Genomic DNA, 19,810 nt, shown 5'->3' with positions numbered 1-19,810 from the left:
CCGTGGGACGGGAGCCTGTGGAAAACGCCTGCAGGCTGTCCTCGACTGCGGCAGGCTGGTCGTCATGATCAGCAACACGACATCCGGACCGGACATGGCCGGTGACGACGACGCTGCGGCGGGGCACCGGAGGACACCCACCCGGACACCCACCCGGGCGGCCCCACGGCGAGGAGCTCCCCCTGAGGCCGAGGGGCTGAGTCTGCGGCGCCTGCTGGGCCTCGGAGGGTCCTCCACCGTGTGGCTGGCCGAGGTGACCGGTGACGGTCCGCACTGGGCCGGCGCGGCGCCTGCGGACCGCACAGTGGCCGTGAAGATCCGCAGTGAGCCGCACGGGGCGGGGCAGATCCTGGAGAGCGGAGCAGGCGCCTGGCGATCCGCCGAGCTGAACGCCGTGCGTCGACTGCACCATGAGCATCTCGTCACCGTGTACGGCTGGACCGACACCTCGGCGGGGCCGGGCCTGATCCTCGAGGCATACACCGCGGGTTCGCTGGGGCGTCTCCTCGCCGCCCGCGGCACGCTCTCCGTCGGGGAGACGGTGACGGTCCTGTCGCCCGTGGCCCAAGCCCTGGCGCATCTCCACGCCGCGGGGGTCGCCCACGGGGACGTCTCGCCGGGCAACGTGCTGCTTGCGCCGGACGGACGGCCTGCGTTGGGAGACCTCGGCGATGCGCAGCTGCTGGGCGCATCGCCGATCCCGGCCGCGACACAGGGATTCGCGGCCCCGGAACGCACGTCCGCCCTGCGGTCTGCTGAGCACGGGCGCCGCCAGAGGGCATGGGACGCAAGCCTCGCGCCGGAGGCTGACGTGTACGGGCTGGCGGCCGTCGCCTGGTGCGCGCTGACCGGCTCGGCACCGGCCGTCGGACGGAGGAGGCCTCCCTTGGGGACGCTGTGTCCCGAGGCGCCGAGTCGTCTCATCCGGCTGCTGGAAGAGGCTCTGTCCGAAGCTGCGGACGAACGGCCCGCTGCCCGGGCCTTCGCCGCGGAGCTGCATCGGTGCGCCGCGCCGGAACCGCTCGACCTGGCGGCGTATGTCGACGACGATGTGCTGCCCGAGCTTCCCACGGTCCGGCCGGGCGCCCGAGAACGGGGTGTGACGCGCCGACGTCGGCAACGTCTGGTGGCAGGGGTCAGCGCTGCGGTCCTGCTGCTGGGACTGGGCGCCGCAGCGCTGAGCGAACCGCGCCAGGACGGTCTGTCACCCGATGACGAGGATGTCTTCGGAGCAGGCCTCGACGACGGTGCGCCGGATGACACCAGCGAGCCGGGTGACGGCGAACCGGGTGACAGCGAGCCCAGTGACGGCAGAACGGGTGACGGCAGAACGGGTGACGGCAGAACGGACCCTGCGGCCGAGAGCGGGCAGCCCTCCGGCGCGGAGGCCGAGCGGCTGCTGCGGCAGGATGATCCGCTGATGGCCTTGGACGGCCTGGCCATGCTGCGGACGTCTGCCCTGCAGAACCCCGGGGAGCCTGACGTCCAGCGCTACGTGGTCGCCGGTTCACCGGCTGAAGCCTCCGAGAAGCATCTCATGGAGCAGATGCACTCCCGGGGGCAGGCCCATGACAGCGCGAGGATGGAGATCCTCCCGGTCGGCGAGGCGGAGTACGCGCCGGATCCGGGCGCATCGGCGGCGCAGGGGGAGACTGCCCACATCACGGCTGAGATCCGGATCGACGGCCTCGACGACGGAGCAGGTCGGGAGCAGACCGTACGGCTCGTGCTGCACCGCACCGAGGCGGGATGGCGGCTGCATACGGTCCAGGACGTCGGCCTCCCGAACACGTCCGGCCGGCACGACGATGCCGGCAGAGGGGAGGACATCCGCCCAGACGACGACGCTCCCCTGGCGGGATGATCACGGGGATCACCCCGCCCGGGGAGCGTCGAGGCCTCGCGGGCATCGAGCGACCGTCAGAGCGGCCGACCGACGCCGATGAGGGTCAGAGTCCCAGCTGCGACTCGAAGGCGCCCTCCTCGAGGCGGGCCTTGAGCGTCTGCAGGAAACGGCCGGCGTCGGCGCCGTCGACCAGACGGTGGTCGTAGGTGAGCGACAGGTACATCATGTGACGGATCGCGATGCTCTCGTTGCCGTCGGCATCGGTGACCACCATGGGACGCTTGACGATCGCACCGGGGCCCAGGATGGCCACCTGGGGCTGGTTGATGATCGGCGTGTCGAACAGCGCCCCGAAGGAGCCCAGGTTGGTGATGGTGAAGGTGCCGCCCGAGAGCTCGTCCGGAGCGATCTTGTTGCTGCGGGTCCGGGCCGCCACGTCGGCGATCTTCTTGGCCATGCCGGCGAGGCTCAGGTCGCCCGCATCCGAGATCACCGGGACCATCAGGCCCTTCTCGGTGTCGACGGCAAAGGAGAGGTGCTCGGCATCGTGGTACGTGATCTGCCGCTGCTTCTCGTCGTACTCGGCGTTGAGCTTGGGGTGCTGCTTGAGGGCCTCGGTGACGGCGGCGGCGATGAACGCCAGGTACGTGAGGTTGACCCCGTTGGTCTGCTTGAAGGAAGCCTTGGTCTTCGCGCGGAGGTTGACGATCCGCGTCATGTCGACTTCGTGGACCTGGGTCAGCTGAGCCCCGATCTCGAGAGACTCGTTCATCCGCTGAGCGATCACCTGGCGGATGCGCGGGGCCTTCTCGGTGGTCCCTCGGAGCGTGGTGTCCACTTCCACGGCGGGCGCGGACGCCGGAGCCGCGGTGGGCGCCTGAGCCCCCGCCTGTGCCGGCGCAGACTTCTCGGTCGCGGCCTTCTTGGACTCCACGGCGTCGAGGACGTCCTGCTTGCGGATGCGCCCACCGACGCCGGTGCCCTTGACGGTCGAGAGATCGATGCCTTCCTTCTTGGCCAGCCGACGCACAAGAGGCGTCACATAGCCCTCGGCACCTCCAACTGCCTCCTGAGTCGACTCCGCAGCCGCGGGGGCGGGCTCCTCGTCAGCAGACTTCTCGGCGGGCTCCTCAGGAGCCTTCTCTGCCGGCTTCGGAGTCTCGTCGGTCGGCTCCGCGGTGGCCTCCTCGGGCTCCTGTGCAGCGGAGTCCTCAGACGATGCGGCCTCCTCAGCAGCCCCCGACGGCGACGAGGAGCCCGAACCCACCAGGGCCAAGACGGCCCCAACCTCGACAGTCTCATCTTCGGAGACCTTGATCTCCTGGACGGTTCCGGCGACAGGGGAGGGGACCTCAGTGTCGACCTTGTCGGTGGAGACCTCCAGCAGCGGCTGGTCGACCTCGACGTCGTCCCCGACCTCGACGAGCCAGCGGGTCACCGTGCCCTCGGTCACGGACTCGCCCAGAGCGGGGAGCGTCACCTCCTGGGACTCGGCGCCGCCGGCGGCGCCGGAGTCCTCGGCAGGGGCCTCTTCCGGGGTCTCCTCGGCGCCCTCGGCCTCGGCCGCGGGCTGCGTCTCCTGGGGAGCCTGGTCGTCCGCGGAGTCCTCCGCCTCGGCCTGCTCCTCGGTGCTCGAGTCGTCACCGGAGTCCGTGCCGGCCCCGGAGCCGTCTCCGATCTTCACCAGAGGAGCGCCGACCTCGACGGTCTCGTCCTCGTCCACGAGCAGCTCCTCGATCACGCCGGCGGCGGGGGAGGGGACCTCGGTGTCGACCTTGTCGGTGGAGACCTCCACGATCGGCTGGTCGACCTCGACCTCCTCCCCGACTTCCACGAGCCATCGGGTGACAGTGCCTTCGGTGACTGATTCACCGAGGGCTGGAAGGTTCACGGTCTCAGACATGATGTCCGGCTCCTACTCTTGAATGCGTCGCACCGGGCAGTGCGGTGCGAATTCACAGGTGTGTTGAATTCTCTGGGTGGTCTGGATGCGGCTCTCAGCCGTGGAGCGGGTGGCCGAAGAGCGCCATCGCGGCCTCTCCGAGCGCCTCATTCTGTGTGGGGTGGGCGTGCACCAGCGTGGCCACGTCCTCCGGGTAGGCCTCCCAGTTCACGATCAGCTGCGCCTCCCCGATCTGTTCGCCGATGCGGGTGCCGATGCCGTGGACTCCCACGATCGGACCGCCCTTGACGCCGACCATCTTGATGATGCCGCCGGTGCCGAGGATCGAGGACTTGCCGTTGCCGGCGAGGTTGTACTCGGTGATCTCGACGTTGTCCTTGCCGAACTCCTCTTCAGCCTTGGGCTGGGTGTAGCCGACCGACATGATCTCGGGCTCGCAGAAGGTGACCTTGGGGATGTTGATGTCCTCGACCACGACAGGGTTGTTGCCGACGATCTCCTCGGCCACGAAGATGCCCTGCTGGTAGCCCCGGTGCGCCAGCTGCAGGCCCGGGACGATGTCGCCGACGGCGTAGATGTTCCCCACACCGGTGTGGAGCCGCTCGTCGGTGATCACGAACCCGCGGTCCAGGGTGATGCCCTGATCCTCGAAGCCGAAGCCCTCGGTGACGGGCCCACGTCCGACCGCGACCAGGCAGATCTCGGCTTCGAACGTCTTGCCGTCCTCGAGGGTCACCTTGACGCCGTCACCGGTGTCCTCGACGTCCTTGAAGAACGTCCCGGTGTTGAACGTGATGCCGCGCTTCTTGAAGGAACGCTCGAGGTTCTTGATGATCGACGGGTCCTCGTTGGGGACGAGCGACGGCAGCCCCTCGATGATCGTCACGTCCGTGCCGTAGGAGGTCCAGGCGGAGGCGAACTCGCAGCCGATGACGCCGCCGCCGAGCACGATGGCCGACGCGGGGGTGTGGTCGAGCTCCAGTGCCTCAGTCGAGGTGATGATGCGCTCACCGATCGGCAGGCCCATAGTCTTGGATGTGGATCCGGTGGCCAGCACGATGTTGCGGCCGCTGTACCGAGTGCCGTCGACCTCGATCTCGTTCTGCGAGACCAGTCGTCCTTCGCCCTCGATGACAGTGACCTTGCGCATCTTCAGCAGCCCGGAGAGGCCCTTGTGCTTGCCGGCGACGATGCCGTCCTTGTACTCGCGGACCTTGGCCATGTCGATGCCTTCGAAGGTCGTCTTCACGCCGTACTTCTCGCTCGAGCGGGCCTCATCGGCCAGCTCCGCGGCGTGCAGGTAAGCCTTGGTGGGGATGCATCCGGTGTGCAGGCAGGTGCCGCCGAGCTTCGACCTCTCGATCAGGCCGACCGTGAGTCCGTGCTGCACCGAGCGCAGCGCCGCGGCGTAGCCGGCGCTGCCTCCGCCGAGGACGAGTACGTCGAATTCCTGTGCCTGGGGCTGGTCGGCCACGGTCGTTGCTCCCTTGGGTCGCGTGAGTCTGTGAAGGTGTGAAGGTGTCGGCGGGCGGTCAGAGGACTGACGGGGCACAGCTCTGTGCCAGCGTCCGGGACGCCGCCCGTGTGCACGGGTGTCAGCCTATCGCTTGAGCGCGCACGGCTTCCACTGCCGCATCCGAGGACCCGGACTGTGACGGCGTCGGCCCCGGAGCGCCATCCGTGCGCTCCGGGGCCGACGGGGTGTCCGCAGGTCAGCGTGAGAGTCCTTCGAGGTAGGTGACCAGCGTGCGGACCATCACTCCGGTCCCCGCCTTCGGGGTGTAGCCGTAGGGCGACTTCTCGTTGAACGCCGGGCCGGCGATGTCGAGATGCGCCCACGGGATCCTGCGTGCCTCCGGGTCGAGAGCGCCGCTGTCGGCCCCCTCCCGCTCGCCCACGAACTCGCGCAGGAACGCCGCGGCTCCCAGCATGCCGCCGTTGCGGTCGCCCAGGTTCGTCAGGTCGGCGACCTCCGAGTCGAAGCCGGAGCGTGCCTCCTCCGGGATCGGCATCGGCCAGAGCTTCTCCCCTGAGTCTTCAGCGGCGTCCACGAGGGCAGAGCGGAGCTGCTCCTCTCCCATGACGCCCGTGGTCCGCAGGCCCAGCGCGATCATCTGCGCACCGGTCAGCGTGGCCACGTCGATCAGTGCGTCGGGGTTCTCCTCCGAGGCGGCGACGAGCCCGTCGGCCATGACGAGGCGTCCCTCAGCGTCGGTGTTGAGGACCTCCACCGTCTTGCCGCCGCGGATCGTGATGACGTCCTCAGGACGCTGGGCCGTGGCCGAGGGCATGTTCTCGGCCAGACACAGCCAGCCGGTCACCTTGATCGGCAGGTTGAGGTCGGCCGCGGCGCGCACCACGGCGAGGACCGTTGCAGCGCCGCCCATGTCCAGCTTCATCGTGGTCATCGAGGCGGCAGGCTTCAGTGAGAGGCCGCCGGAGTCGAAGGTGATGCCCTTGCCGACCAGCGCGATATGCGCTGCGGGCTTCGAAGGGGCGTGCTCGATCCTGACCATGCGGGGGCCGCGGGAGGAGCCTCCGCCGACGCCGAGGAGACCGCCGAAGCCCTCCTTCTCCAGGTCCTTGACGTCCCAGACCTTCACCGAGAGCTTGGGAGCCTTCGAGGTCGAACCTCCCTGAGCCGGTGCCTTGGTGCGGCTCGCGAGGTCCGCGGCGATCTCCGCGAACGTCTCCGGGTACAGGTGGCTCGGGGGAGTGTTCACCAGGTCGCGGGTGGCACGCACCGCAGCGCCGACGACGGCGGCCCGGTCCAGGACCGGTCGGGTGTGCCGGTCCTTGAGGTCGGTCAGGATGAGGATCTCCTCGACCGGACGCTTCTCGCGCGCCTCCTGGGAGCTGCGGAACGCGGTGAAGGAGTAGGCGCCGATCGCGGCACCCTCGGCGACGGCGGCGACCTCTTCAGGGCTCGAGGCCGGCAGGGCGAGGGCGACCGAGTCGAGCGAGCTGAGCTGGCGGACCGCCGAGCCCGCGGCGCGGCGGAGGGATTCGAGGGAGACGCCGCCGGTGGGCTCCCCGGTGAGCTCGCCGACGCCGACCAGCACGAGGGTCTCGCTGCGGAAGCCGTCCACGCCGGGCAGGCGCAGGAGCTGGTCAGCCGCCCCCGTGGCTCCCAGGGCCTGGAGCGAGTCGGCGACGCCGCGAGCGGCTTCGTCGGCCAGCGGGTTCGGCAGGAGGATGGGCCCCTCGGGGCCCTTCGCGACACCCAGCACGAGAGCGTCGGTGGGGGTCTTCTCGACGGCCGTGCTGACAGCGGAGAGGGTGGGCTGGAAGTCGTTGATCACGTCAATCCCGTCTGATCCCCGGTCCGGGGATCGTCGCATCGAATGTGTGTGCATCCGCCGACGCGCTGCCGCGTGTGGAAGCCCTCGGCGGCCTCAGGACTCGATCCTATCCGAGATCCTGACCAGCGCGCCGCGTGCCCGGGGCCATCGATGTGAAACCTCCGCGCATGCCGCCGGCGGCCAGGCGCTGTGCGGTCAGGCGCTGTGCGGTCAAGCTCTGTGCGGTGCGCCGGGAATTTCTCCAGCCGTTGCGGTCGTTACCTTTATGGTCACCGCAGCGCCTGACGGCGCGCGTCTCACGCAGACCGACGCGTCCAGCCCGGTGACGCACGTTCTACGGCATGGAGAGGAGTCTCAGCTCGATGAAGGACCCCCTGGACCTGCTCCACGTGTACCCAGCAGACCCCGACGCCGCCGAGCCTGACGGAGAAGGGGACAGCGGTCTCGCCGGGACCGGACCCACTGTCCCCATGACCGACTCGACGGTCCGTCCGGTCGGCGGAGACCTGGTGCTGCGCGACCCGCTGGGCGACAGGCCCTCGGGCGGCCTTCGGCTGCTCGTCTCTCTGGCCGGTCATACCGATGCCGGCGACCTGAGCGGCCAACTGGCGGAGGCGCTGCTCAGCGCGCTGCCGCACCGGCTGCTGGCCAGCTTCGACGTCGACGAGCTCTTCGACTACCGATCCCGTCGCCCGAAGGTGACTTTCGTGGACAGCCGGTTCGCCGACTATGAAGGTCCTGAGCTCGATCTCTATGAGGTTCGCGATGCCTCCGGCCGACCGTTCCTCCTGCTGACCGGAGACGAGCCGGACTTCCAGTGGCAGGGGGTGGCCGACGCCGTGCTGACGCTGGTGAAGCGCCTCGACGTCACTCTCGTGGTCCTTGTCGACGCGCTGGGGCTTCCGGTGCCGCACACCCGCCCCCTCGGCGTCACGGCGCACGGCAGCCGCCAGGACCTCGTGGCCGGAATCTCGACATGGAGCCCCACGGCCCAGATCGAGGCCGGTCTGAGCCAATTCCTCGAGATGCGACTCGAGGCCGACGAGCATGACACGGTCGGCTACACGCTGCATGTGCCCCATTATCTGGCCGGCGGACGGTATCCCCAGGTCGCGGTCTCCGCACTGGAGTACGTCGGAGCCGCCATGGAGCTGATGCTGCCCACGGACGAGCTCCGAGAGTCCGCGCGCATGGTGGATCAGGACATCTCGCGTCAGGTGAGTGCCAACAGCGACATCCAGACGCTGGTGGAGCGCCTGGAGAGCACGTTCGACCAGCACGCCACCACGGAGCAGCGGTCGTTGCTGGTCAAGGAGGACGACGTCGTCCCGGACGCGGAGGAGCTGGGAGCCGCGGTGGAGGCCTTCCTGCGCACGCAGTCACCGGCGGCTGACCGAGGAGTCGACGCCGTCCGACCCGCTGAATCCGGCGAACCGTCAGTGGGCCCGTCAGAGGGCCAGCCAGATGTTCAGGCGACAGACGAGCGGTCGGACGATCAGCAGGACGACCCTCCGTCGACGCTGTTCTGATTCGCCCGTGGCTGAGTGCACAGCAGTGAGTGCACCGGGCCGGGCCCAATGGCGTTCGCTCCTCCACAGGTCCCGCTGTCCGAACCCGACACGCGGGGCCGTCCACAAGCTCCGCGGGGGCCTGTCCGGCACGCGCACGTCCTTCGAGACTGGGGCCATGAGCACTCCACGCATCCCCCAGGACGATCACACACCATCCGACGCGCACCCCCTTCCGACGGATGGGGCAGAGCAGCAGGTCATCACCGTCTCGGGCCCCGAGGACGCCGTCGCTCTGGTCCACCACACCTTAGGGTTCCTGCCGGAGGACTCCCTGGTGGTCATGGGACTGCACGCAGGACGGACCGGCGCCCATCTGCGGATCGACCTCAGCGCCGGTGTGGACCACCCTGACAGGCTCGCCCACTGGGTCGGCAGGCATCTGCTGGGCCCCGAGGTGACGCCGGCGCCCGACGGCGCCGTCATCTTCCTGTTCACGGATGAGGAGCCGGCGCCTCCCACCTGGGAGGATCCGGCTCTGCGCCCCTGGGCCGCGCTGCATGCCTCCCTCTGCTCGGCTCTGCGCCAGGACCACTGTCTACAGATCGTCCAGACGTGGTGGATCGGCGGCGGCTGGATCCGGGACTATGACTGCCTCGACCCGCGGTGCTGTCCCTTCCCCGGAATCCGTCTCGAGCGGGCGGAGAGCAGCGTCGTCGCAGCCCACATGGCCGTGCGCGGCAGGGTGCCGCGTCAGCCCTCGCAGCTCGTCGAGGACTTCCTGGAGCCTGGAGCGCCTCCCGAGGGAGACCACGTGGCCGAGGTCGACCTCGAGGCGATGGACATGAGCCTGAGCCTCGCCGACGTGCCGGCCGTCGCACAGGCGCTCCTCACCTGGGACGAGGTGATCCAGGAGCAGGCGCTCGAGGGTGCAGTGACGGACATGGCCCACCTCACAGACGACGGCGCGGCCGAGGGGGCCGTTCCGTCGGGCGCATCCTGGACCGGACGGTTCTGCGACCGTCTGGCCCCGCTCGTGGCCGTTCTGGAGTCGCCGGATCTCGCCGAGGCCGTGCTGGCGCTTGCCGCTGACGGACCGGAATCTGTGGCGGTCGCTGTCGAGGCACTCGGTCTCGCGGAGCGGGAGGGGCTCTGGAACGGCCCGGAGCCCGAAGACGCCCACGGCATGTGGAGGTCCCTGGCTCGACTGTGGACAGATCACCTGATGGATCACGGGGGACCGCCCTGCCCCGAAGCGCTCGTGGCGCCTGCGCCCGCGAGCGATCGCGTGCCCGACCAGCCGTTCGAAGGAGACGAGGCGGAGGTCGAGAACCTGCTGCGACTCCATCTCCGGCGATATCAGCAGGTACTGGCCGGCGCCACCGGCACTCGCCCGCGATGGGCGTCCATCGACGCTCTCGCCTCGGTCCTTCATCGGCTGCAGCCGTTCTTGGGCGTGCAGGCGACGTCGACGTCGCTGGCCATGATGGCCTGGATCGAGTGGACCCGGGGGAGGGGGACGGTCAGCGGCGCCTTCCTGGACCGATCCCTGCGGCTGGTCGCCGATCATCCGCTGGCCCGGCGTCTCGCCGTCGGCCAGAAGGAGCCGATCATCTGTCCCTGGGCGATGGTCAAGGCCCATTCCTGGTCATGACGGACCGGCGCTGAGGCGGGATCGCCGCCGGATCCCAGGACTTCTCCGGGTTCCAGGACTTCTCCGGATGCCAGGATCATGCCGTCAGTGCTGCGACCTCGCGTGGCCGATCACGGAACCCGGGCTCAGGACGGCCCGACGAACTCCTGGCAAACTTTTTCCTCCACGCGGGAATGATCCTGGCAAGGGGTATGTTGTGAACTGCTGAGACCCTGCAACCATCGTCAGGTCGCTCATCACGCACCGGGAGACCGGCGTCGTATGCACACCGTCTGGTGTGCCTCGGCGGCCGCCCGGACAGCAGGTGTGAGACGGACGACGGACTTGACAGGGTCATAGGTGTGTTGACCACGGGTCGGCCACCGCCTTCACACGTCCTAGTCGGAAGGTCATCGTGCCCACTACTGCGTCCCAGTCCACAGAAGAGAACGCAGCCGCGGCAGAGGCGGAACAGCCGTCCGCTGCCACCAGTAGCTCGTCCTCGCGCACCTCAGCGCCAGGGGGAAGCGCCGCGGCCCAGAAGTCCAGCTCCACGTCGAAGCGGTCCGCCGCCTCAACGTCCAGCACCGCCGCGAAGAAGTCCACCGCCAAGGGCTCCGGCAGGAAGACCGGAGGCCGGAAGAAGGCGGCCGACCCGGTCGACGAGGTGTTGGCCGAGGCCGCCCAGGAGCAGGAGGCTCCGACAGCGGTGCTCGAGCAGGCCGTGGCCAAAGCCCTGGAGGACGGAGACGAGGAGGAGGTCGCCAAGAAGGTCGCGGCCGCGGCCGGCGACTCCGACAACGCCGAGGCGATCGTCGAGAACGCCAAGAAGGCAGCCAAGGGTGAAGAGGCCGAGGAGGAGGAGACCAAGGGCCGCGGATTCGTCATCTCCAACGCGGACGACGACGACGCCCCCGCGGTCCAGGTGGTCTCCGCCGGCGCCACGGCGGACCCGGTCAAGGACTACCTCAAGCAGATCGGCAAGGTCGCGCTGCTCAACGCGGAGCAGGAGGTCGACCTCGCGCTGCGCATCGAGGCGGGCCTCTTCGCCGAGCACAAGCTCGCCACCGAGGAGATCTCCGACCGCCGCCTGCGGCGAGACCTGGAACTCATCGTCGCCGACGGCCGGCGCGCCAAGAATCACCTCCTCGAGGCCAACCTGCGCCTCGTCGTCTCTCTGGCCAAGCGTTACACGGGCCGCGGCATGCTGTTCCTGGACCTCATCCAGGAGGGGAACCTCGGACTCATCCGCGCTGTGGAGAAGTTCGACTACACCAAGGGCTTCAAGTTCTCCACCTACGCCACGTGGTGGATCCGTCAGGCCATCACCCGCGCCATGGCGGACCAGGCGCGCACCATCCGGATTCCGGTGCACATGGTGGAGGTCATCAACAAGCTCGCCCGGGTGCAGCGTCAGATGCTGCAGGACCTCGGGCGGGAGCCGACCCCCGAGGAGCTTGCCCAGGAGCTGGACATGACGCCGGAGAAGGTCGTCGAGGTCCAGAAGTACGGTCGCGAACCCATCTCGCTGCACACGCCCCTGGGTGAGGACGGCGATTCGGAGTTCGGCGACCTCATCGAGGACTCCGAAGCGGTCGTGCCCTCCGACGCGGTCAGCTTCACCCTGCTGCAGGAGCAGCTCCACTCGGTGCTGGACACCCTCGCCGAGCGGGAGGCCGGGGTCGTCGCGATGCGGTTCGGCCTCACCGACGGACAGCCGAAGACTTTAGACGAGATCGGCAAGGTCTACGGCGTCACCCGGGAGCGCATCCGACAGATCGAGTCCAAGACGATGTCGAAGCTGCGCCACCCGAGTCGTTCGCAGGTGCTCCGCGACTACCTCGACTGAGCACCGGCGACGCCGCCTGACCGTGGAGGTCCGGGAAGCCACGGCTCCCGGACCTCCGGCTTGACAGGCCCGTCAGCGTCGAGCTCGACTCGACGTCACGCATATGGCCGGTGGACGACGGACTGCTCCGTCGCCCACCGGCCATATGTCGTTCGAGCACATGTCTTCCAGCCCTGTGACGTTGCGGGCATGTGTCGCCCACCCCAACACCGGACACCGCCCGACGCGAGCATGACGAAGGGCCCGGAGGGAGATCCCCCGGGCCCTTCGTCTGAAGTCGACTCATGGCGTCCACGGATGATGCCGTGCGACGCCTGCCGTCAGCTCGTCGCTCGGCGTCTCATCGAGCCTGGGCGAGTCGCTCCGACTCGTCGACCCACTCGGAGGTCTTCGGCCGCAGGCTGTCCTGAACCTGTCGAGCATGGTGCACGCAGAAGAGCAGATCACCGGCGCCGGAGGTCAGGACCGCGCGCACGTAGGCCTGTGCTCCACAGCGGTCACAGCGGTCGAGGGCAGTCAGAGTGTTCGTGTGTGCTTCGAGTGTCCCAGTCGTGCCGGTCATGCTCTTCGCCTCCTCACGTGAATTGTAGGTACCCATACAACCACGTCGAAGGCCGATTCATTCGCCCTCGGCGCCCGTTTCGGCGATCTTTCGCTCACCGCGTACGCGTGATTCGCTGTGTTTCCGCGGATCCCAGGGTCTGCGGCGGTTCTGCCGAAGTTGCACGCTCAAGCCCGATACGGTGGCTTTGACTGTGCCCGAACGGGACGCCCTGACGGCGTCCCATCAGAGTCCACCAGGAGGAGATCCGTGGCGAAGAGATCCGAGTACGACGCTCGACACCTGTCGGTGCTCGAGGGCCTGGAGGCGGTCCGCAAGCGCCCCGGCATGTACATCGGCTCCACGGATTCGCGCGGCCTCATGCACTGTCTGTGGGAGATCATCGACAACTCTGTGGATGAGGCGCTGGCAGGGTACGCCTCCACCATCACCGTCACGCTCCATCCGGACGACTCCGTGGAGGTCACCGACGACGGCCGAGGCATTCCTGTCGACGTCGAGCCGCGCACCGGCCTCTCGGGCCTCGAAGTGGTCTTCACCAAGCTTCATGCCGGAGGAAAGTTCGGAGGCGGCTCCTACAACGCCGTCGGGGGCCTTCACGGAGTCGGGGCCTCGGTGGTCAACGCGCTGTCGGCGCGCCTCGATGCGCGAGTCACCCGCGGGGGCAAGGTCCATCAGATGTCCTTCCGGCGCGGCGAGCCCGGCACATTCGCCGGATCGACGGCGAACCCGGATGCCGAGTTCAGCCCTGCCGCAGAAGGGTCCCCGGTGGAGGTCGTCGGCAAGGCCAAGCGGGGAGCCACCGGCACGACCATCCGCTATTGGGCCGATCGCCACATCTTCACCCCGGATGCGCGGTTCGACGATGAGGAGCTGAGCAACCGCGCTCGACAGACCGCCTTCCTGATCCCCGGTCTGCGGCTGACGGTGCGCGACCTTCGCGGCGAGACCCCTTCTGAAGAGGTCTTCCAGTACGACGGCGGCATCAGCGAGTTCGTGGACTTCCTCTCCACAGACTCGGCAGTGACCGACATCTGGCGGATCCAGGGCCACGGCAGCTTCACCGAGAGAGTGCCGGTGATCGGCGAGGACGGCCGCAGTCACATGGAGGACGTGGAACGGGACTGCGAGGTCGACATCGCCCTGCGCTGGGGCATCGGCTACGACTCCACGGTGCGCAGCTTCGTCAACATCATCGCCACCCCCAAGGGCGGGACGCATCTGACCGGTTTCGAGCAGGCGCTGCTGAAGACCTTCCGCAAGACGGTGGAGGCCAACGCGCGTCGCCTCAAGGCGGGGAACGACAAGCTCGAGAAGGACGATGTCCTGGCCGGACTGACCGCCGTCGTCACCGTGCGGATCGCCGAGCCGCAGTTCGAGGGGCAGACCAAGGAGATCCTCGGCACCTCGGCGGCGCGCCAGATCGTCTCCAAGGTGGTGGAGAAGCAGCTCGCACAGCGGCTGAACTCCACGAAGCGGGGTGACAAGCAGCAGTCCACTGCCGTGCTGGAGAAGGTCGTCTCGGAGATGAAGTCGCGCATCTCCGCGCGGATGCACAAGGAGACCCAGCGCCGGAAGAACGCCCTGGAGAACTCCTCGATGCCGGCCAAGCTGGTGGAATGCCGGTCGAAGGGCGTGGAGAACACCGAGCTGTTCATCGTGGAGGGAGACTCCGCCCTCGGCACCGCGAAGCTCGCGCGCTCCTCCGACTATCAGGCGCTGCTGCCGATCCGAGGAAAGATCCTCAACGTCCAGAAGGCCTCGGTCTCGGACATGCTCTCCAACACCGAATGCGCGGCGCTGCTGCAGGTCATCGGTGCTGGCTCGGGCCGGACCTTCGATCTGGACGCTGCCCGCTACGGCAAGGTGGTGCTGATGACCGATGCCGACGTCGACGGCGCGCACATCCGCACCCTGCTGCTGACGCTGTTCTTCCGCTACATGCGTCCCATGATCGAGGCAGGGCGGGTGTTCGCCGCCGTGCCCCCGCTGCACCGGGTGGAGGTCATCCACGCGGGGCGCAGGTCCAATGAGGTCCGATACACCTACTCGGAGACGGAGCTGAACCGGCTACTCGCCCAGCTCGAGGACGAAGGGCTCCGGTACAAGGAACCGATCCAGCGGTACAAGGGTCTCGGCGAGATGGATGCCGACCAGCTCTCCGAGACGACCATGGACCCCGCTCATCGGTCCCTGCGGCGTATCCGCGTCGCCGATGCTGAGGCCGCTGAAAGGGTCTTCGACCTGCTCATGGGCTCCGTGGTCGCACCTCGCAAGGACTTCATCATCGAGGGATCCAAGGCGCTGGACCGGGAGCGCATCGACGCCTGAGGTCGCCGTCGCCGGTGAGGGTGGAGCATCTCTTCTACAACGTGTCGAAACACTCTGCCTCACTGGCGCGTGACAGCGCGACCAGCCGAGTTCTGGCGATAGACTGTCCTCTGACCGCGACTGCACCTTGACCCATTGTGAGCCCCAGACGTGACCCAGAACTCTTCCGCCGCCGTGTCCGGCGCGCCCCGTGAGACCGCCCCCTCGCCGACGCCGGGCCGTCCGGCCGGTGAGACGCGGCCGCAGTGGCGACGCAAGGCCGCGGCCTACTGGTCGCTGACGAAGCCGCGGGTGATCGAGCTGCTGCTCGTGACCACGCTGCCGACGATGTTCTTCGCCCAGCGGGGGTTCCCCGACTTCTGGCTGGTGCTCTCCACTATGGTCGGAGGCGCGTTCGCCGCTGGCTCGGCGGGAGCGTTCAACTGCTACATCGACCGGGACATGGACAAGCTCATGAACCGGACGAAGAAGCGCCCGCTCGTCACGGGCGAGCTCAGTCCGCGCGAGGCCTTCGTGTTCGCCTCGCTGTTGGGAGTCCTCGCGCTCGTGGTCCTGTGGTTCGGTGCGAATCCGATGGCCGCCGGACTGGGCGCCGCGGCGATGTTCTTCTACGTAGTCATCTATACGATGGTGCTCAAGCGGCGGACCGAGCAGAACATCATCTGGGGCGGCCTCGCCGGGTGCTTCCCCGTGCTGATCGCGTGGGCGGCCGTCCGGGAGACCGTCGAATGGCCCGCGCTGGTGCTGTTCTTCATCATCTTCCTGTGGACTCCGCCTCACTATTGGCCGCTGTCCATGAAGTACCGGACGGACTACCAGACAGCGGACGTGCCCATGCTGGGTGCCGTGGCCACGGCCAAGACGGTCTCCGTCCAGGTGGTCCTCTACGCCTGGGCCACTGTGGTGTGCTCCCTGCTGCTGGTGCCCATGGGATGGGCCGGGATCACGTACACGGCCTTCGCCGCGGTCTCCGGCGGCTGGTTCCTCTACGAGTGCCATGTGCTCCACCGTCAGGCTCAGCGTGAAGCCGTGACCGACAAGAAGGCCATGAAGGTCTTCCACCTGTCCATCATGTACCTGACGCTGCTCTTCATCGGACTGGCCCTCGATCCCTTCATCGGCGCCCCGCTCATGGGCTAACCTGAGCTCCCGGCCGCCCACGGATGAACCGTCGGTGGCGATCGGAGCGGCAGGAGCAGGAGGGGCGACGATGGCGCTGCGCTGGTACTCCACCGTGGTCGAGGCCCAGGACCACCACGCGCTCGCTCGGTGGTGGGCTGAGGCGCTCGGCTGGGACGTCGCGATCGCCACGGACGAAGAAGCGGTCGTGCTGCCGCCCTGGGCGCGCGAGTTCGTGAGGATCCTCGAGTTCCATCACGTCCCGCCTGGCATGGTGTTCGTCCCGGTGGAACATGCCAAGACCACCAAGAACCGGCTGCACTGGGACTTCGCTCCACACACCAGTGATGACCGCGACGCCGAGATCGGGCGCCTGATCGACATGGGCGCTCGTCCCGTCGACGTGGGCGCGGGCGACGACGCCACCTGGACCGTGCTGGCCGACCCCGAGGGCAACGAGTTCTGCGTGCTCTCCTCCCGGGAGATGTGAGCACGCCCTCGGCGGTCCCGGATCGCCTCGACGTCACTCGCTGACGCGCGCTGGTACCCTGACCTCGATGGATGTCCTCTGCCGACGTGCCGCCGTCTCCGCCGGTGGGGTGACGATGCTGGCACCCCTTGACGCGGACCTGCCTGCAGGCCTGCTCAGCGCAGTGAGCGGCCCCAACGGCTCAGGAAAGTCCACCCTCCTTTCGGTGATCGCGGGCCGACGTCCCCTCAGCTCCGGCCTCTGCCTCGTTGACGGGCGACCTCCCGATGAGGCCAGTGGGCGATTCCGCGAAGCCGTGGCCTCCTTCATCGATACGCCTCCGCTGGCCCGGGACCTCACCGTCCGGGAACAGCTGGCCGTGGTGGGTGCGTCCTGGTGGGCAGATCGGGACCCGTGGGCCGGAGCAGATGACCAGCTGATCGCTCTGGACGCCGCTCATCTCTCCGGGCGCTTCATCCATGAACTCTCCGCCGGGGAGCTGCAGCTCGTCATGCTCGCTCTCACCTGTCATCGCCCATCCAGCCTGCTGCTCCTCGATGAGCCGGAGCGCCATCTGGACGAGGAGCGGATCACTCAGCTCGGAGCCCTGCTGAAGCACCGGGCGCAGGCTGGGACCACGGTGGTGGTCGCGACACATGATCACAGACTCCTGGAGCAGGCCGACCGCCGGATCTGCCTCGCGGCCGCAGACCGGACTCCATGAACGTCAGGGAGATGCAGAGGGACGAGAAGGCGATGCATCGACTCCGCCTGCGCCGCACCCGACTGGTCCTGCGAGGCCTCCTCCGTGACGGCGGGACAGGACCGGCGCTGTACGTCGGGGGGATCCTGGTGGTCTTCGGAGTCCTCCCCGCCTTCTGGGTCCTCGGAGAGCTGCTGGCGGAGCCGCTTCACGGTGTCCGTCAGGGCCGGGGCTGATCGAGTCGCCCTGGGCGCCTCCGCGGTGCAGGCGCTCGGACTCTGGGCCGGGATCCGCTGCGGCCCCGCCTTGATGTCGCCCTTCAGCGCGCACGTCCTGATGGCCACCGGAATACCGCGCGCTCAGGTGCTGGGGCGCGCCGCCCTCAGGAACATGACGCTGGGCACGCTGCTCGTCGGCATCACCTCAGCCAGCCTCATCCTGAGCGCCTCCCGCGGATCCTTGGAACAGGGTGCCGCCGGGGGCCCGACCCTGCTGGTGGTTCTGGCCAGTGTGGTCCTCGGCGGGCAGGCGAGCTTGGCATGGGCTGTCGGGCAGCGCGTGGGCCCGGGTGCCGCGTCCGGTATCGTCGCCCTGATCCTGGTGCTCTCGGGTTCGGCGACCCTGTGGTCCCCGACCATTCTGCTCACGACCGGAGGCTGGTACGGGCTGCTGGCGACAGGGCAGGTGCCCACGCCTGCTGACTGGATGCTGCTGGCGGCGGCTGGGGCGCTGACGGCATGTGCCTGGGTGATGTATCGGGCACTGCCCTCAGGCCTCAATTCGGTGCCGACCACCAGGATCATGGTTCAGGCGCAGCGCGTCGAGTCTGCGTTGCTCCTGGCCGGAGGCGGAGATCTGCGCCGCGCCGCGGAGGCGACGCGTTCCCCTCCCCGGAGACACCCACCCATGAGGCTGGGGCATTCAGTGCAGAAGGCCACGCATCGCCGGCTCAGCGCTGTGTCGGTCGGGTGGCGACAGGATGCGGCAGCCTCCCTCCGGCATCCTGGTCAGGCGCTGCGCAGCGTCGTGCTGCTGATGGCCGCCGGCATGGTCGCAGGACTCGTCGGCCCGACGACCGGATACGGCGGTGAGGATGTCGTCTCTGGCACCGCAGCGATGCTGGCCCTGTGTCTGCTGCTCGACGCCGGTCTCTGGTGGCCTGAGCACGAGGGAGGCATCGGCGCAGGAGGCTGGTCCTCCCTCGAATCCGCAGCGCAGGGAGCCTGCTGGGCGGTGGCCGCCGTCGTCGTGATGTTCAGCTGTCGCCTGCTGCAGGAGGTGACTTCCCGCGACGCACCCCTACTGGGGATCCCGCCCGTCCCCACTCCCGTGGGGGACCTCACCGGGGTGCTGCTGCTGCTCGGGAGCATTCGCGGTGTCCTCACCGCGGCAGCGATGCTGGGGGCCCTTGCCGTGCTCATCCACGAACCGTGGACGCAGGTGGCGGCGACGGCGGTCCTCGCCGCCGTCGCCGCGCTGGCGTCTCTCCTGGGGGCCCCTCGCCTGGCTGAGTCCCGCTGAGCGGGTCAGTCCGGCTGAGAGAAGTCAGCCCCGCTGAGCGAAGTCGATGACCACCCGGCCGTCGATCGTGCCGTGGTGCATCTCGTCGAACACCGCGTTGATGTCGCTCAGAGGCCGAGTGGAGACCGTCGGGTGGATCTTGCCGCGGGAATAGATCTCCAGAGCTTCGACCATGTCCTGGCGGGTGCCGACGATCGATCCTCTGATGGTCAGCCCTTTGAGGACGATGTCGAAGATCGGCGCGGGGAACTCCCCGGGCGGCAGTCCGTTGAAGACGATGGTTCCGCCGCGGCGCGTCATCGAGATCGCCTGCCCGAAGGCATCCGGATGCACCGCTGTCACCAGGACTCCGTGGGAGCCCCCGGTGCGGCGATGGATCTCCTCGGCAGGATCGGAGCCCATCGCGTTGAGGGTGATCTCCGCCCCGTGGCGGGAAGCCAGGGCCAGCTTGTCGTCGGCGATGTCCACGGCGACGACCCGCATCCCCATGGCCACGGCATACTGCACCGCCAGGTGCCCGAGGCCGCCGATCCCGGAGATCACCACCCACTGGCCGGGCCGGACTCCGGTCATCTTCAGTCCCTTGTAGACCGTCACGCCGGCACAGAGCACGGGTGCGACCTCGAACGGATCCGCGCCCTCGGGAATCGCCGCGGCGAAGCGGGCGTCGACGATCATGTACTCCCCGAAGGATCCGTCGACGGAGTATCCACCGTTGATCTGCTCCTCACAGAGCGTCTCCCACCCGGTGCGGCAGTGCTCGCAGGACCCGCAGGCGCTCCACAGCCAGGCATTGCCCACAGTCTGCCCGACCTCGACGTCCGTGACGTCCGACCCGACCTTCTCCACCACGCCCACGCCTTCGTGTCCGGGGATGAACGGAGGCGTCGGCTTGATCGGCCAATCACCCTCGGCGGCGTGCAGGTCAGTGTGACAGACGCCTGAGGCGAGCAGCCGCACCAGGGCCTGCCCCGGGCCGGGATCGGGCAGCTCGTGCTCTCGGACGGTGAGTTCTGCGCCGAACTCCTCGACGACTGCTGCTGTCATGGTGCTCATGATCGTGC

Annotated in this window: 15 protein-coding genes; 10 read left to right on the top strand and 5 right to left on the bottom strand. The window is 68.5% G+C overall.

Going from position 1 to position 19,810, the window contains the following annotated elements:
- The first annotated feature begins 64 nt into the window (after window positions 1-64).
- Window positions 65-1,864 (top strand): protein kinase domain-containing protein, encoded by a 1,800-nt coding sequence (locus tag SD455_RS00915; RefSeq protein WP_445506982.1) that lies wholly within the window; start codon window positions 65-67, stop codon window positions 1,862-1,864.
- Between the two features lie 85 nt (window positions 1,865-1,949).
- Here SD455_RS00915 and sucB read toward each other — a convergent pair whose 3' ends face one another.
- The 3 genes from sucB to SD455_RS00900 form a co-directional block, all read right to left on the bottom strand.
- Window positions 1,950-3,749, bottom strand: coding sequence for a 2-oxoglutarate dehydrogenase, E2 component, dihydrolipoamide succinyltransferase (sucB, locus tag SD455_RS00910; RefSeq protein ID WP_311024337.1), 1,800 nt, complete (start codon window positions 3,747-3,749; stop codon window positions 1,950-1,952).
- A 94-nt stretch (window positions 3,750-3,843) separates the two neighbouring features.
- A complete protein-coding gene (gene lpdA, locus SD455_RS00905) occupies window positions 3,844-5,223 on the bottom strand; it encodes a dihydrolipoyl dehydrogenase (RefSeq protein ID WP_311024336.1) in 1,380 nt (459 codons plus the stop codon).
- A gap of 238 nt (window positions 5,224-5,461) precedes the next feature.
- Window positions 5,462-7,051 (bottom strand): leucyl aminopeptidase, encoded by a 1,590-nt coding sequence (locus SD455_RS00900; RefSeq protein WP_344682906.1) that lies wholly within the window; start codon window positions 7,049-7,051, stop codon window positions 5,462-5,464.
- Between the two features lie 362 nt (window positions 7,052-7,413).
- Here SD455_RS00900 and SD455_RS00895 point away from each other — a divergent pair, with 362 nt between their 5' ends.
- The 3 genes from SD455_RS00895 (at window position 7,414) to SD455_RS00885 (ending at window position 12,041) form a co-directional block, all read left to right on the top strand.
- A complete protein-coding gene (locus SD455_RS00895) occupies window positions 7,414-8,580 on the top strand; it encodes a PAC2 family protein (RefSeq protein WP_070159916.1) in 1,167 nt (388 codons plus the stop codon).
- 157 nt (window positions 8,581-8,737) lie between these two features.
- Window positions 8,738-10,213, top strand: a complete 1,476-nt coding sequence (locus SD455_RS00890; RefSeq protein WP_445506981.1) for a DUF4192 family protein — start codon at window positions 8,738-8,740, stop codon at window positions 10,211-10,213.
- Between the two features lie 394 nt (window positions 10,214-10,607).
- Window positions 10,608-12,041, top strand: coding sequence for an RNA polymerase sigma factor (locus SD455_RS00885; RefSeq protein WP_344682899.1), 1,434 nt, complete (start codon window positions 10,608-10,610; stop codon window positions 12,039-12,041).
- Window positions 12,042-12,381: 340 nt separating this feature from the next.
- On the opposite strand, the gene SD455_RS00880 is transcribed toward SD455_RS00885, so the two are convergent.
- The gene (locus SD455_RS00880; protein ID WP_070159911.1) at window positions 12,382-12,603 is read right to left on the bottom strand and encodes a DUF7455 domain-containing protein; all 222 of its coding nucleotides are present in this window, start codon (window positions 12,601-12,603) and stop codon (window positions 12,382-12,384) included.
- Between the two features lie 249 nt (window positions 12,604-12,852).
- Between SD455_RS00880 and SD455_RS00875 the strand changes: the two genes are divergently transcribed.
- The 6 genes from SD455_RS00875 to SD455_RS00850 all read left to right on the top strand — a co-directional run bounded on the left by SD455_RS00875 (window position 12,853) and on the right by SD455_RS00850 (window position 18,746).
- Window positions 12,853-14,934: a DNA gyrase/topoisomerase IV subunit B gene (locus SD455_RS00875; RefSeq protein WP_070159909.1), complete on the top strand. Its 2,082-nt coding sequence runs from the start codon at window positions 12,853-12,855 to the stop codon at window positions 14,932-14,934.
- A 150-nt stretch (window positions 14,935-15,084) separates the two neighbouring features.
- Window positions 15,085-16,074 (top strand): heme o synthase, encoded by a 990-nt coding sequence (locus SD455_RS00870; RefSeq protein WP_311024332.1) that lies wholly within the window; start codon window positions 15,085-15,087, stop codon window positions 16,072-16,074.
- 70 nt (window positions 16,075-16,144) lie between these two features.
- The gene (locus tag SD455_RS00865) at window positions 16,145-16,543 is read left to right on the top strand and encodes a VOC family protein (protein ID WP_445507014.1); all 399 of its coding nucleotides are present in this window, start codon (window positions 16,145-16,147) and stop codon (window positions 16,541-16,543) included.
- Between the two features lie 67 nt (window positions 16,544-16,610).
- Window positions 16,611-17,246 carry an ABC transporter ATP-binding protein gene (locus SD455_RS00860; protein ID WP_445506980.1) on the top strand — a complete coding sequence of 212 codons (636 nt, stop codon included), beginning with the start codon at window positions 16,611-16,613 and terminating at the stop codon, window positions 17,244-17,246.
- The gene (locus SD455_RS00855) at window positions 17,243-17,461 is read left to right on the top strand and encodes a hypothetical protein (RefSeq protein WP_445506979.1); all 219 of its coding nucleotides are present in this window, start codon (window positions 17,243-17,245) and stop codon (window positions 17,459-17,461) included. The genes SD455_RS00860 and SD455_RS00855 overlap by 4 nt, the downstream gene beginning before the upstream one ends.
- Window positions 17,439-18,746, top strand: coding sequence for a hypothetical protein (locus SD455_RS00850; protein WP_445506978.1), 1,308 nt, complete (start codon window positions 17,439-17,441; stop codon window positions 18,744-18,746). Before SD455_RS00855 ends, SD455_RS00850 begins: the two co-directional genes overlap by 23 nt.
- A 24-nt stretch (window positions 18,747-18,770) precedes the next feature.
- On the opposite strand, the gene adhP is transcribed toward SD455_RS00850, so the two are convergent.
- Entirely contained in the window at window positions 18,771-19,802 is a 1,032-nt protein-coding gene (adhP, locus tag SD455_RS00845) for an alcohol dehydrogenase AdhP (protein ID WP_311024329.1), read from the bottom strand.
- Window positions 19,803-19,810: the final 8 nt, after the last annotated feature.

The sequence above is a fragment of the Nesterenkonia sp. K-15-9-6 genome, from assembly GCF_052656005.1.
The sequence above is the reverse complement of the archived record's forward strand: the minus strand, read 5'-3'. Positions and strand labels throughout refer to the sequence as shown.

Excerpts from the sequence above, each read along its gene's own strand:
- SD455_RS00915 (WP_445506982.1), top strand. The coding sequence starts at position 65 with ATGATCAGCAACACGACATCCGGACCGGACATGGCCGGTGACGACGAC.
- sucB (WP_311024337.1), bottom strand. The coding sequence starts at position 3,749 with ATGTCTGAGACCGTGAACCTTCCAGCCCTCGGTGAATCAGTCACCGAA.
- SD455_RS00895 (WP_070159916.1), top strand. The coding sequence starts at position 7,414 with ATGAAGGACCCCCTGGACCTGCTCCACGTGTACCCAGCAGACCCCGAC.
- SD455_RS00890 (WP_445506981.1), top strand. The coding sequence starts at position 8,738 with ATGAGCACTCCACGCATCCCCCAGGACGATCACACACCATCCGACGCG.
- SD455_RS00880 (WP_070159911.1), bottom strand. The coding sequence starts at position 12,603 with ATGACCGGCACGACTGGGACACTCGAAGCACACACGAACACTCTGACT.
- SD455_RS00865 (WP_445507014.1), top strand. The coding sequence starts at position 16,145 with ATGGCGCTGCGCTGGTACTCCACCGTGGTCGAGGCCCAGGACCACCAC.
- SD455_RS00860 (WP_445506980.1), top strand. The coding sequence starts at position 16,611 with ATGGATGTCCTCTGCCGACGTGCCGCCGTCTCCGCCGGTGGGGTGACG.
- SD455_RS00855 (WP_445506979.1), top strand. The coding sequence starts at position 17,243 with ATGAACGTCAGGGAGATGCAGAGGGACGAGAAGGCGATGCATCGACTC.
- adhP (WP_311024329.1), bottom strand. The coding sequence starts at position 19,802 with ATGAGCACCATGACAGCAGCAGTCGTCGAGGAGTTCGGCGCAGAACTC.